Origin of the sequence: Tumebacillus permanentifrigoris, from assembly GCF_003148565.1 — a bacterium.
In the GTDB taxonomy this organism is placed as follows: Bacteria; Bacillota; Bacilli; order Tumebacillales; family Tumebacillaceae; genus Tumebacillus; species Tumebacillus permanentifrigoris.
This window is the reverse complement of record NZ_QGGL01000001.1, coordinates 266,043-279,178: the sequence shown is the minus strand read 5'-3', so window position 1 is coordinate 279,178 and position 13,136 is coordinate 266,043. Positions and strand designations below refer to the sequence as shown.

The following is a 13,136-nucleotide window of genomic DNA, read 5'->3' as shown; positions in this document are numbered from 1 at the left end:
AAAAGGAGGTCTACGTCATGGTGAACGAAAAAGTAGGGGCTCGGGCCTTGAATCCTGAACTTGTTGTTCAACTCAATAGGGGCGTAGAACAGCCGTATGGATCGGTGGCTGCACGGTAACTTTCTCCGCGAGGGGATCGGATGGTGCAAATAGCATGCACCAGTTCAACCATAGGCCGCTGTTACACGCGAGCCTATGGTTTTTTGTTTGCCCACATCGGGCGACTCTCAAAGCCGTAGGAATCTTTCGGGATTTTTGCGGCTTTTCTGTGTTTTTGTACCATCCATATTTTGGGATCGGAACTGGAGAAGGAGGAACTCATGAAGATTTTTCTCGACTTGCTTTGGTATTTCAAGCACGAAAAGCGGGCGTACTCGATCGGCATCGCGACCTTGCTGTGTGTCGCGGTGTTGGAGATGATCCCGCCGTATGTGATCGGCGTGATCGTCGACGGGATCAAAGACCGGACGCTGACGTCCGACAACCTCATGAAGTGGGCGGGAGCGATCGTAGGGGTGGCGCTGGTCATCTATTGTCTACGCTACCTCTGGCGCATCTACTTATTTGGAGCTTCCTCGCGGTTGGCGCGACTGCTGCGCAACCGACTGTACGAACACTTCACCAAGATGTCGCCGCAATTTTTCCACCAGCGCCGCACAGGTGACCTGATGGCCCATGCCACCAACGACATCTCCGCCATCGAACTGACGGCGGGGGATGGCGTGCTCACGCTGGTGGACTCGATCTCGCTGGGCGGCATCGTCATCCTGACGATGGCGACGACGATCTCATGGAAACTCACCCTGTTCGCCCTGCTCCCGATGCCGTTCATGGCGTGGGCGACCTCGCGCTATGGCAACATGCTTCACGAGCGCTTCCATCTCGCCCAGGAAGCGTTCTCCACGATCAACGACAAAGTTCAGGAGAACATCTCCGGCGTGCGCGTGGTCAAGGCATTCGGGCAAGAACAAGCGGAGAAGGACGACTTCAAACGCCTTTCCGATGACGTGGTGGACAAAAACATCCGCGTGGCGCGCGTCGACGCGCTTTTTGACCCGACGATTCTGCTCGTTGTCGGTTGCTCCTACCTGCTCTCGATCGGCATCGGCGCCCGCTATGTCGTGAACGGAGAGATCTCGATCGGTGAACTGACGCAGTTCACGATCTTGCTCGGCCACCTGATCTGGCCGATGCTGGCGTTCGGCTGGCTGTTCAACATCGTCGAGCGGGGCCGGGCTTCCTACGACCGCGTCGATGCGCTGCTGAACGTCAAGGCTACCGTCGTCAACCAAGCGGGTGCGACAGAAGCGATCCCGAGCGGCGAACTTCGCTACGAGATTCAATCGTTCACCTACCCGGAAAAAGAAACCCCGGTGTTACGGGATCTCCACATCGCGCTCCAACGCGGGCAGACGCTCGGCATCGTCGGCAAAACCGGTGCAGGCAAGACGACCCTGCTGAAACTCCTGCTCCGCGAGTTCGACATCACCGACGGTGACATCAAGATCGGCGGCACCTCGATCTACGACACCACGCTCAGTTCCTTGCGTTCGGCGGTCGGGTATGTGCCACAGGATCACTTCCTGTTCTCCGCGACGATCGCTGAGAATATCGCATTTGGCAACCCGAGCGCCTCGCAGGCGGATGTGGAGGCTGCGGCGAAGCTCGCCTGCATCCACGACGACATCCTGCACTTCTCCGAAGGCTACCAGACGCTGGTCGGGGAGCGTGGGGTCACCCTGTCCGGTGGGCAAAAGCAGCGCATCTCGATCGCGCGTGCCTTGCTCTTGAATCCGGAAGTGCTGATCCTCGACGACTCGCTGTCGGCGGTCGATGCCAAAACGGAACAGGCGATCCTCGATGCCTTGCAAGCCAACCGACAAAACAAAACCACGCTCATCTCCGCACATCGCCTCAGCGCGATCGAACACGCGGAGCAGATCATCGTCCTCGAGGACGGGTCGATCGTCGAGCAAGGTCGACATGATCACTTGATGGAAGACAACGGCTGGTACGCGACGATGTACCAGCGCCAACAACTTGAATCTCTCGTAGCCGAAGGAGGTGTCGCGGATGGTGATTCGCAGACTCGCCGCGTATCTCAAGCCACATCGTAAAAGCCTATTGATCGCCTTCCTCCTGCTGTTGTGCGGGACGATGGCCGAAGTCTGGACCCCGAAACTGGTGCAGATCTTCATCGACGATTACCTGACACCGGGGAACTTTGACTCGACCGATCTGACCTACCTCGCCGTCGGGTTCATCCTCCTGCACATCGCCGCCGCTGGGTTCAATTATTTCCAGTTGGTGATGTTCAACAAGATCGCCCAATGGATCGTGCAACAACTGCGCATCGACGTGTTCGGCAAAGTCCAGCACTTGGGCCTCGAATTTTTTGACCGGACCCCTGCGGGTTCGCTGGTCTCGCGGATCACCAACGACACCGAAGCGGTGAAGGAATTGTTCGTGAGCGTGCTCTCGACTTTCCTGCAAAACACAGTATTTCTCGTCGGCGTGTTCGCGATGATGTTCTACCTCGATGTGAAGCTGGCGTCGTACTGCCTGCTGTTCATGCCGGTCGTGCTGGGGATCATGTGGCTGTACCGCCACTTCTCCACCAAGATCTACCACATCTCGCGCCAAAAGCTCTCACAGCTCAACGCCAAGCTCAACGAATCGATCTCGGGCATGAACATCATCCAAGCGTTCCGCCAAGAGCAACGACTGCGCAAGGACTTCTCAGAAACCAACCAAGAGCACTACATGGCGAATGTTCGCAACATCCGCTTGAACGGGTTGCTCCTGCGTCCGATCATGGACATGATGTACTTGCTGGCGATCGTGCTGGTGCTGTACTTTTTCGGCAACCTCTCGCAGCACAGCGTCGTGGAAGTCGGGGTGCTGTACGCATTTATCAACTACATCGAGCGTTTCTTCCAGCCTGTGATCCAGATGATGTTGCGTCTGTCGCAGATGCAGCAAGCCTTGGTCTCTGCGGAGCGCGTGTTTGAATTGCTCGATGACGAGCGGATGGCACCGACGCAGCAGGGCGAGTCGAGCCCGGAAGTTCGCGATGGATGGATTGAGTTCAACAACGTCTCCTTCTCCTATGACGGGGAGACCGACGTCTTGAAAAACATCTCCTTCACCGCCAAGCCGGGCCAGACGGTCGCCTTGGTCGGGCACACGGGGAGTGGCAAGAGTTCGATCATCAACTTGCTGATGCGTTTCTACCCGAACTACCGAGGGGAAATCTCCATCGACGGGGCTTCGCTCTCCGCGTTCACCGACGAGGAGTTGCGCAAAAAGGTCGGGCTCGTTCTGCAAGATCCGTTCCTGTTCGTCGGGGATGTGAAAGGCAACATCCGGCTCGCCAACGACGAGATCACCGAGGAGCAGATCTACGAAGCGGCACAGTTCGTGCAAGCGGACTCCTTCATCCAGAAGCTGCCGAAGGGCTATGACGAGCCGGTGGTCGAGCGCGGGGCAACGTTCTCCAGCGGACAGCGACAATTGCTGTCGTTCGCTCGGACGATCGCGTTGAACCCGAAAGTGTTGGTGCTCGACGAAGCGACGGCGAGCGTGGATACGGAGACGGAGGAAGCGATCCAAGAAGCGTTGGAAAAGATGCGCAAGGGCCGCACCACCATCGCGATCGCCCACCGCCTCTCCACGATCCAAGACGCCGATCTGATCCTCGTGCTGCACCGTGGGGAGATCGTTGAGCGCGGCACCCACCAAGAACTGCTGGCCATGCAAGGGCTCTACCACAAGATGTTCCTGCTCCAACTGGGCGGCGTGGCATCGTAAGAAGAGAAAAGACCTGTCCTCGGGACGGGTCTTTTTTCACCGTGGCGATAGGTCTAGAGAAATGGTTCGAATCAACCATTCAAATTCATTCATAACTATGCGAAAATGAATTATATCTGACTGGTATCAGCCATGAGGTGGATTATGACCGACAAACAAAACGGATCTGTCTGGAAGCACTCCCTATGGATTCTATGGACATTTACATTTGTGTTGAACTGGGTGGCGTTTCTCTACATCGGCTCAAAGGCGAAACGTCCGGCATGGTGGTTGGCAGGTGCCGTGTATGCGACCCCGGTGGTGCTGTTGCTCGTCTTGCAGGACAGCGCTCGACTGCTCGATGCGCTCGCGGTGCTGGTGCTAGGTCTGGCGAGTATCGTCCATGCCTTTCTCGCGCGTCCGAAGTACCTCGCACACGTCAACGCGGAGTTGGAGCAGAAGTTGCGCAAGTATCAAGCCCTGCAAGAGTTGATCCAACAGGATCAAGAAGCCGCTCCTGCAACCCGCGTGCAACCGAAACCTCCCGCAGCGGACGTTCCCGCCGCCGAAATCCCTGTGGTTTTGGCAACGGAACCTGATCTCCCCCCTGAACTACCTCCTGCAGTCGCGCCGCCTGACACGATGGCAGAGGAACCGGCTCCGGTGTTGCCGCCGCGCACGTTGACGCAGCGGGTCGATGAATTTGTGCTGGAGGATGTGGAGGACAACGGCCAGCGCGGGTTGCAGGCACAAGTTCCCAACCACCAGATCATCAACCTGAACACCGCCAGCGCCGGGGAGATCGGCGGGGTGCCAGGCCTCGGACAGATGTTGGGGATGCGGGCGGTCAGCATTCGGGAGACCCAAGGCCACTTCACCTCGATCGAGCAATTCGTGGACGCCATCGGCCTCCGACCGCACGTCGCCAACCGCATTCGCCCGTATGTCACCTTGTAATTCCTCAAACACCCGCCAGTGCGCCGGGTGTTTTTTGCGTGCCGTTCCCTTTTCCGTAACGACCGGATGTGAGACAATGGAAAAAACAAACCCAACGGGGGAGTGATCAACCCATGTCTTCGCATCTCATGTCCTTGCACGAGCTCGCTGAAAACCTCAGCAACCCGAACGTGAAGATTCTCGATTGCCGCTTTGTCCTCGGCCAACCGCACGCCGGTCGCGAAGCGTATCTGCAAGACCACATCCCAGGCGCGTTCTACTGTGACCTTGAACAGGACCTCTCCGCCAAAGTCGAGGCCCACGGCGGACGCCATCCGCTCCCGAATCTCGACGAACTGGCGGCGAAGCTCGGCGGCATCGGCATCGATGCGCAGACGACCGTCGTCGCCTACGATGACCAAGGCGGCGCGATGGCCGCTCGTCTCTGGTGGTTGCTCCAGTACCTCGGGCACGACAAGACCGTGGTCCTTGAGAGTTCCTACACGCACTGGAAGCACGCCGGACACCCGACTACCTCCGAACTGCCGCACGCCACGCCCAAGACTTTCACGCCGTCGATCCAGCACACCCACGTCTACCACATCGACGAGGTGAAAAAACGCCTCGGCCAGCCGGGCGTCACGTTGATTGACGCGCGCGAGGAACGCCGGTACCTCGGACTCGAAGAACCGATCGATCCGGTCGCAGGGCACATCCCGTCCGCGATCAACCATTTCTGGAAGGACAGCTTGACGGAGGAGGGGTCTTGGAAACAGGCGGAACAACAACGCGCTCGCTTCGAAGACCTCAACCCAGACGATGAGATCATCGTCTACTGCGGTTCGGGTGTGACGGCGACGCCGAACATCCTCGCGCTGCGCGAGGCCGGCTTCCAGAACGTCAAACTCTACGCCGGCAGTTGGAGCGACTGGTGCTCCTACCCGGAGAACCCGATCGGCACGAAACAGGGCGAGTGACGCCGATGTCACACCCGCCGAAGATCTTGATCGTCGAAGGCAAGACCGACCGTCAGCGCTTGCTCCAAGTCCTCACCGAACCTGTCGAGTTCATCCTCACCTATGGGACGATGAGCGACGACAAACTGGAGGCGTTGATCTGGCCGCTCGCCGACGAGGAGGACGTCTATGTTCTCGTCGACGCCGATGATCCCGGCAACAAACTGCGCAGTATCCTCAAGCGCGAACTCCCAAACGCCCGGCATCTCTACACCCGCCGCCTCTACCGCGAAGTCGCGACGACCCCGCTGGAGCACCTCGCAGAGATCCTGCATCGTGTACACTTCGAGGTGCGTGCGGAGCTGTTGCCGAAGCTTCCCTAGCTACACAACTGTCATAAGCAACCTGCGCAAGGTTGCTTTTTTTCTGTGAGAATCTGCTATGATAGGTGCGATAGACTCTACAAAAGTGAGGACTGGTTGTCATGACTCGGAAATTTACAATCCTCGGCAGTATCTTGATGCTGCTTTCTGTTGCGATCGGCGCGTTCGGTGCCCATGCGCTCAAGCCGGTGTTGCTGGAGAACAATTTGCAATCCACGTTCGAAACCGGCGTCCACTACCACATGATCCACGGCTTTGCGATCTTGTTGATCGCGCTGCTTGCCGACAAGTTTGCCAAGCAGACCAAGCTGTTGAACGTGGCAGGCTGGCTGTTTTTTGCCGGGATCTTGCTGTTCTCTGGTTCCTTGTATGTCTTGGCGGTCACCAACATCACCATTCTTGGGGCGGTCACACCGCTGGGTGGCGTTTGCTTCCTCGTCGCATGGGCCTTGGTTGCTCTCGCGGCTGCTCGCAGCGCTCGCTAAGGAAACTGAAAACCCCTTTCCACTCACCGGAAAGGGGTTTTTTATTGCGTGCCAACACATACTACCTCTTACCAGTCATAGGAGGTGTTCCCATGTATCGACGATTCCGCAAGGGGCGCAAATCATCGCAAGCAAAAAATCCACCGGAGGAGATGCGCCACGAACGGACGCCTGTGAGCGATGACATGTCGGAGTCGTTGGAGAATCTCAACCGTCCCTATGTGGAGCAGCTTGGGGAAGTATCAATCGCCTCGTCCCTGCAGCAAAACCTTACGTTCCTCAACGAGTTGTTTGCGGACTGCTCGGATTTCGTGATACGTCCGTTTCAAATTGAAACGTCCCGTCCGGCACGGGCCATTTTTATCGACGGCCTGATCAACTCGGCGGAGGTCGATCGCGCGTTGCAGGCGCTGATGATCGACGAAGGGGGGATGGTTGATGCCTCGCAACTGGCGGAGCGTTCCGTGCCAGCGGCGCAAACTGCAATGGTTGAGAACTACCGAGAGCTCGTGTTGGCGGTGCTGTCCGGGGATACCGGCATCCTGATCGAGGGGGAACGGCAGGCGATCCTGTTGAGTTTGCGCGGGGCCAAGATGCGCTCGATCAACGAGCCAGAATCTGAGGCGGTCGTGCGCGGACCGCGGGAAGGCTTTATTGAAAACTTGCGCACGAACACCTCGATGCTGCGCCGCAAGCTCAAGACCCCACGCTTGAAAATGCAACCGCTCGTCGTCGGCAAACATTCCAACACCAGCATCGCCATCGCGTACCTAGAGGGGGTCGTCGACCCTGCGACTGTGGACGAAGTGATCGGGCGGATCAAGAAGATCCAGATCGACGGCGTGCTGGAGTCGGGCTATATCGAGGAATTGATCCAAGACAGCACCTACTCCCCCTTCCCACAAGTGCAGTATTCCGAGCGCCCGGACACCATCGCGGCGGCACTGCTCGAGGGGCGCGTCGCGATCTTTGTGGACGGTACGCCATTTGTCCTGATCGTGCCGACGACGTTCTGGCAACTTTTACAGGCCAATGAGGACTACTACGAACGCTTCCAGATGGCGACGCTGATCCGCTGGTTGCGCTATATGTTACTGTTCATCGCCTTGTTGTTGCCCGCCCTGTACATTGCGATATCGACGTTTCACCAGACCATGTTTCCCACGACCCTGCTCCTCTCGGTAGCCGCTGCTCGCGAGACGATTCCATTCCCAGCGGTCGTGGAAGCGTTCATCATGGAGGTGGCCTTCGAAGCGCTGCGCGAGGCAGGGGTTCGGTTGCCCAAGACGGTTGGACAGGCGGTCTCGATCCTCGGTGCGCTCGTGGTTGGGCAAGCGGCGGTGCAGGCCGGGATCGTGTCGGCACCGATGGTGATCATCGTCTCGCTCACCGGGATCGCCTCGTTCACGATCCCGCGCTACAACGCCGCCATCGCCTTTCGGATGTTGCGCTTCCCGTTGATGATCCTCTCGGCGATGTTTGGCATGTATGGGATCATGGTTGGCGTGATGTTGATCCTTGGGCATATGGCCAACTTGCGATCGTTTGGCATTCCGTACTTATCGCCGACGGGCCCGCTCTCCAGTTCCGACTTGAAGGATGTGTTGATCCGCGCGCCTTGGACAGAGATGGCCAAGCGACCCTCGTTCCTCGCGATCAAAGACACGCGCCGGGCGGGAGCAGCTATGATCGAGGATCTGGACACCGGGCTTGGACAGAAAGGCATCGGGATCAAGCATCCGAGTGAGGAGGGGACGTCATGAGCACCGCAGGTCTGAAGGTGCTGCTACTGGTTCTGGTGTTGCTAGGCATGACCATCACCTCTAGCGGATGTTGGGATCGGACGGAAATCAATGATATTGCCATTGTCGTCTCCAGTGCGTTTGATCTGGAGCCGGATGGACGCATTCGCATCACCTGCCAGATGGCGTTGCCAGGTCAGATGGGGGGATCGAACGGCGGGGGTGGAGGGACGAGCGGACCGCGAAGTTTTTATGTTGATACCGAAGTGGGCCGCACGGTGCGAGAAGCCAACTCCAAGCAACAGGCGCGGTTGTCGCGCCAATTGTTTTTTGGTCACCGACGCGTCTTGGTGATCGGGGAAGAATTGGCCAAGCAAGGGATGCGCGATGTGTTTGATGTCATCGCCCGCGTGCCGGAGAACCGACTGACTTCAAACATCGTGATCGCCAAAGGCAAGGGGTATGACCTGCTCACAGCACAGCCGAACTTCGAGCGCTTCTCGGCGGAAACGATGCGTGAAATCTTGCAATCGGATGTCTTGATCCAAGTCAATTTGAAGGATGTCGCGCAAGAGTTGAGTCAAAAAGGAACGGACCCGCTCCTCCCGTTCATGGCTCCGGTCGAAACCGTCAAAGGCAATGAGCACAACAAGGAAATTGAATTCAAAGGGTACGCACAATTCCACGATGACAAACTGGTCGGTGTGATCACCAAGGATGCTGCCAAAGGCGTGCATTGGGTGCGGCAAAAATTCCAGCCCTATGTGACAACCCTCGATACCAAGCCGTTTGGAAAACTATCAATCAACCTCTACAAGGGCAAGTCCAAGATCAAGCCCAGTTTTGAACAAGATCATCTGCACTTCGACATCGAGGTCCAAGCGCTGTGCACGATCCTCGAAGTGTTCGGCGAGCACGACTTTGGCCGAACGGAGAATGTGCAACAACTAGAGGGGGAGATCGACAACAACATTCGCGATGGGATTCTCGCGGCGATTCAAACCATGAAGGAACGCCAGTCCGATTCGGGTGCGCTCGGGTTGGTCATCGCCCGGAGGTATCCGCGCTTGTGGAAGGAAAAGTACAGCAAGAACTGGTACGCAGAATTGGAAAAAGCGACGTTCAGCATCTCGATCAATTCTGAGGTTTCGCGAGTCGGCTTGGTCTCGGAGAATCTGGCCAAGAAGGAAGAGGAGGAGACGCATTGACCTTTTCCTATCTGGTGGTATTTCTCCTCGGCATGCTCGTGTCGTGTTGGCGTGACCGCAAGGACTTGAAGCAAGCCAAGCGCAGTGAAATAGCGATCTACTGGTCGCTCGCAACGCTCACGCTGTTCTGCTTTTTCAGCAGCTACATCAACCTGCACATCCCGATGCCGACGGAGATCATCGCCCATCGGTTTGCGCCGTGGTTCCACCAATTTACGAAGATCTGAGGAGGTGGCAGAGCCGGTGAAACGGAGGGACAAGCAAGACCAGATTCAACTCTTGAACCAACGGCAACTCGCATGGATGGTCAGCACCGTGCTGATTTCCGGTGGTCTCCTGTCCGTGCCCAAGGCGTTGATCGAGGTGGGCAAGCTCGATGCGTGGTTCTCACAGCTGGCGGGGATGGCCTATGCGTTTTTTATCGCGTATTTCTTCTATCAATGCGCACGGAAATTCCCAGGCAAAAACCTTTATGAGATCGTCTTCGAGCTCTGCGGTCGTTTTTTTGGAGGTGTGATCAACGCGGTATTCCTCTTGTACATCTGGTTGCTGCTCGTCCGGGATACGCGTGGGTTTACTGATTTTATGAACTCCACGCTGTTGTTGCGCACGCCAGAGGAGTTTGTCATGTTGTTGTTCACCTTGGTGTTGGCGTATTACTGCAAGAGCAGCGTGGAGGTGCCGGTGCGGGTCAATGACTTGATGTTCCCGCTGTTTCTGTTTGTGATGTTCTCGTTTCCCTTTTTGTTGACCAATGAATTCGCATTCGAGCGACTGGAGCCGATCCTCGGATCGGGGCTGGCGACGGTGGGGGAAGCGAACGCGTTGCCGGTCGGGTGGTATGCAGACTGCTTGATCGCCGGAGCGTTTCTGCATACCGTCTCGACCAGCAGGCAAATTCATTCGGCGATCAAGTTTGGTGTCGCGATCTCTGCGGTGGGACTGACGATGTTGTTGTTCCTGTGCATCACGGTACTGGGCTCCAGCGTGGCGGCACGGACGATGTACCCGAACTATACGTTGGTCGAGCAGATCCACATCACCGACTATCTCGATCGTCTGGAATTGGTGCTGTTCAGCATCTGGTTGCCCTCGTTCATCCTGAAGTGTTGCTTCATCTTCACTTCGGTGTTGATCGGTCTGAACGCCTACACCAAGCGTGACGGACAGAAACTCTACAACCAGCAGTTTGCGTGGTTTTTGCAAGTCACGACCTTGATGGCGTTTCACAGCGTTGTGGAAGTGTTCGACTTTGGAAATTACGGATCGCTGTTCACCACGGCGGTGCTGCAACTTCCGTTCCTGTTGTTGCTTTTGGTGCTCCTGCTCCGGCGCAAGACAGCAGACGTTGAACTGGAAGCGGATCGTGCGACCCGTGAACGAGAACAGCACCAACAGGCGGATTCCAACAAGCAAGGACTTTGGATCACAAAAATTAAAGCGAGGACGTGGTCGAGGCTTACGCTGCTCGTGATGGCGCTCTGTGCTACCACCATCGCAATCGGTGGGATGCTCGGGATGGACTCGGCACGAATCGGGGGCATCTGTGGCCTCGTTTACGCGGTTTTGCTACCCTCTACGATCTTCACCACCTACATGGAGTTTCGCAGTGTCCGTGAAGCCTCGCTCAAGCCGGAACAGCACAAAAAGCACGAGCAGAAGCTGGCGTAAAAGGCAGGCCGCCTTGAAACAGCAAAAACGACCTGAGTCCTGAAGCATCGGACTCAAGTCGTTTGTTGAGGAGATCAGGATTGCACTTTAAATCGTCCAATGATCTCCTGCAAGTCATTCGCCATCTGGGACAATTGTGCAGTCGAGCTGGAGACTTCCTCGATGGAGGCCAACTGTTCTTCGGAAGCGGCTGCGACTTGTTGGGCGTTGTGTACCGATTGGGTGGCGATGTCTGCCATGCTCTCGACGGAGGAGCTGATCTCCTCGGTGCTGGCCGACATCTGTTGTGCCGATGCAGAGACTTCCTCGATTTGCGCCGCGACTTCATGTGACATGTGCAGGATGCGTGCAAACGATGCACCTGCTTGCTGTACCGCTTCCATGCCTTTCTCGACCTCAATCGTGCCCGCGTTCATCGCCAAGACCGCATGCTCCGTGTTGGTCTGCATGTTCTGGATGATGAGATGGATCGAGGACGCCGCCTCGCGGGATTGCTCGGCGAGTTTGCGAACTTCGTCGGCGACGACCGAGAAGCCTTTGCCATGCTCACCGGCGCGTGCCGCCTCAATCGCGGCGTTGAGCGCCAGCAGGTTGACTTGGTTGGAGATCTCCGAGATGGCCGCGACAACATGTCCCACTTCACGCGAACTCTCGCCCAACTCCTGTACCAACCGCGCTGATGTACCGACCGTCTCGATGATCGAATCCATCTGCTCGATCGCTTTTTGTACGGCGGCGCGCCCGTGTTCCGATTCCTGGCTGGCTTCGTAGGAAGACTGTGAAGCGTCAGACGCAGATTCGGCGACTTTGTGAATCCCGACGGACATCTCCCGCATCGTGGAGTTCGTTTCCTCGGCCCCGCGCAATTGCACCTCGGCCCCTTGGGACACATCCTGGATCGCGACCGTGATCTCCTCGGTAGCAAACGCGCTCTGGGACGCATTGGCCGTCAATTCCTCGGCGGAGGCGGAGAGGCTCGTTGCAGTATTGTTCAGGTGGAGCATGATGTTTTGGAACCCTTGCATCATCTGGTTGAAGTCGGTCGTCAATTGCCCGACCTCATCCTTCGACCGATACGTGCCTTGCACGGTCAGGTCGCCTTCGCGGGCTTTGGACATCAGGTCTTGGATCTCACGAATCGGGCGGGTGATGAGGCGGGTGATGTACATGCCGACCACGGTCAGCAGTACGAGTGCTGCCACGATCATGATCAGGTTGATCATCGACGTATCCTTCGCGTTGGCCGTGCTGTCTGTGTTTAGTTTCTCGGCGATTTGCGCATTGTATTCACCGAGGCTTTTCAACGTAGTCGTCAACTGTTCCCGAAGCGGTCTGACCTGCGTCAAGAAGTCTTTGTAAGCTTCTGTGCTTTTGTTGGCCAGACTGAGTTGGATATTCGCCTGACGGGCCGCGCGGTAGTTTTCAAGCTGAACCTTGTAGCTTTTGAGCAATTCCTGTTCCTTGGGGTCCAGCTTGGTGGCCTCATACTGTGCGATCAGGTTGTTGTTCTCTTCCTTCAACTTGTTAATATGCTCATCGAGCTGCTTTTTCTCTGCGGGATTGGTGCTCAGGATCAATTCCAGCAAGTCGCTGTCGATGATTCGATTGTTGATGCGGATCTGGCCCAACCATTCAACGGGCCTGAGTCGATCGGTGTACATCGATTGGGAATTGTCAGCCATCTGATTCGAATTAAGAGTGCCTACAGCCCCGACGACGAGCAGGAAAAGCAACGCCATGCCTAACAAGACCCATAGTTTGATGGCGACCTTCATATTTTTCAAAAACATGATGCGACGAACCTCCCCTGTCTTCTATCCTAGATACTCTAACTATATAGTATGGGGTATAAGAAGTGAATAATAAAGTAACGGGATTTGTCGTAAATAGCGACAATTTGTTGAAAATAGTGGAAATCAAAATTCGTGCCAATGTTCTGCACATCCTACGGTATAATGAAAGTAGT

The 13,136-nt window shown here is 56.5% G+C and carries 11 protein-coding genes; 10 read left to right on the top strand and 1 reads right to left on the bottom strand.

Annotation, left to right across the window (positions count from 1 at the left end):
• Nucleotides 1–320: 320 nt before the first annotated feature.
• The 10 genes from C7459_RS01265 (at nucleotide 321) to C7459_RS01220 (ending at nucleotide 11,170) form a co-directional block, all read left to right on the top strand.
• Nucleotides 321–2,117, top strand: a complete 1,797-nt coding sequence (locus C7459_RS01265; protein ID WP_109685456.1) for an ABC transporter transmembrane domain-containing protein — start codon at nucleotides 321–323, stop codon at nucleotides 2,115–2,117.
• A complete protein-coding gene (locus C7459_RS01260) occupies nucleotides 2,074–3,810 on the top strand; it encodes an ABC transporter ATP-binding protein (protein ID WP_109685454.1) in 1,737 nt (578 codons plus the stop codon). The genes C7459_RS01265 and C7459_RS01260 overlap by 44 nt, the downstream gene beginning before the upstream one ends.
• A 144-nt stretch (nucleotides 3,811–3,954) precedes the next feature.
• Nucleotides 3,955–4,746, top strand: a complete 792-nt coding sequence (locus C7459_RS01255; protein WP_170119196.1) for a ComEA family DNA-binding protein — start codon at nucleotides 3,955–3,957, stop codon at nucleotides 4,744–4,746.
• A 113-nt stretch (nucleotides 4,747–4,859) separates the two neighbouring features.
• Nucleotides 4,860–5,702 (top strand): sulfurtransferase, encoded by an 843-nt coding sequence (locus C7459_RS01250; RefSeq protein WP_109685450.1) that lies wholly within the window; start codon nucleotides 4,860–4,862, stop codon nucleotides 5,700–5,702.
• A 5-nt stretch (nucleotides 5,703–5,707) separates the two neighbouring features.
• Nucleotides 5,708–6,064, top strand: a complete 357-nt coding sequence (locus C7459_RS01245; protein WP_109685447.1) for a toprim domain-containing protein — start codon at nucleotides 5,708–5,710, stop codon at nucleotides 6,062–6,064.
• Between the two features lie 101 nt (nucleotides 6,065–6,165).
• A complete protein-coding gene (locus C7459_RS01240; RefSeq protein WP_109685445.1) occupies nucleotides 6,166–6,549 on the top strand; it encodes a DUF423 domain-containing protein in 384 nt (127 codons plus the stop codon).
• A 152-nt stretch (nucleotides 6,550–6,701) separates the two neighbouring features.
• A complete protein-coding gene (locus C7459_RS01235) occupies nucleotides 6,702–8,312 on the top strand; it encodes a spore germination protein (RefSeq protein ID WP_109685896.1) in 1,611 nt (536 codons plus the stop codon).
• Nucleotides 8,309–9,499, top strand: a complete 1,191-nt coding sequence (locus C7459_RS01230) for a Ger(x)C family spore germination protein (RefSeq protein ID WP_109685443.1) — start codon at nucleotides 8,309–8,311, stop codon at nucleotides 9,497–9,499. The genes C7459_RS01235 and C7459_RS01230 overlap by 4 nt, the downstream gene beginning before the upstream one ends.
• On the top strand, nucleotides 9,496–9,726 hold the full coding sequence (locus tag C7459_RS01225) for a hypothetical protein (RefSeq protein WP_109685441.1): 231 nt from the start codon (nucleotides 9,496–9,498) through the stop codon (nucleotides 9,724–9,726). Before C7459_RS01230 ends, C7459_RS01225 begins: the two co-directional genes overlap by 4 nt.
• A gap of 16 nt (nucleotides 9,727–9,742) precedes the next feature.
• A complete protein-coding gene (locus C7459_RS01220) occupies nucleotides 9,743–11,170 on the top strand; it encodes a GerAB/ArcD/ProY family transporter (RefSeq protein ID WP_109685439.1) in 1,428 nt (475 codons plus the stop codon).
• A 74-nt stretch (nucleotides 11,171–11,244) separates the two neighbouring features.
• Here C7459_RS01220 and C7459_RS01215 read toward each other — a convergent pair whose 3' ends face one another.
• Nucleotides 11,245–12,960 carry a methyl-accepting chemotaxis protein gene (locus C7459_RS01215; RefSeq protein WP_109685436.1) on the bottom strand — a complete coding sequence of 572 codons (1,716 nt, stop codon included), beginning with the start codon at nucleotides 12,958–12,960 and terminating at the stop codon, nucleotides 11,245–11,247.
• Nucleotides 12,961–13,136 lie beyond the last annotated feature (176 nt).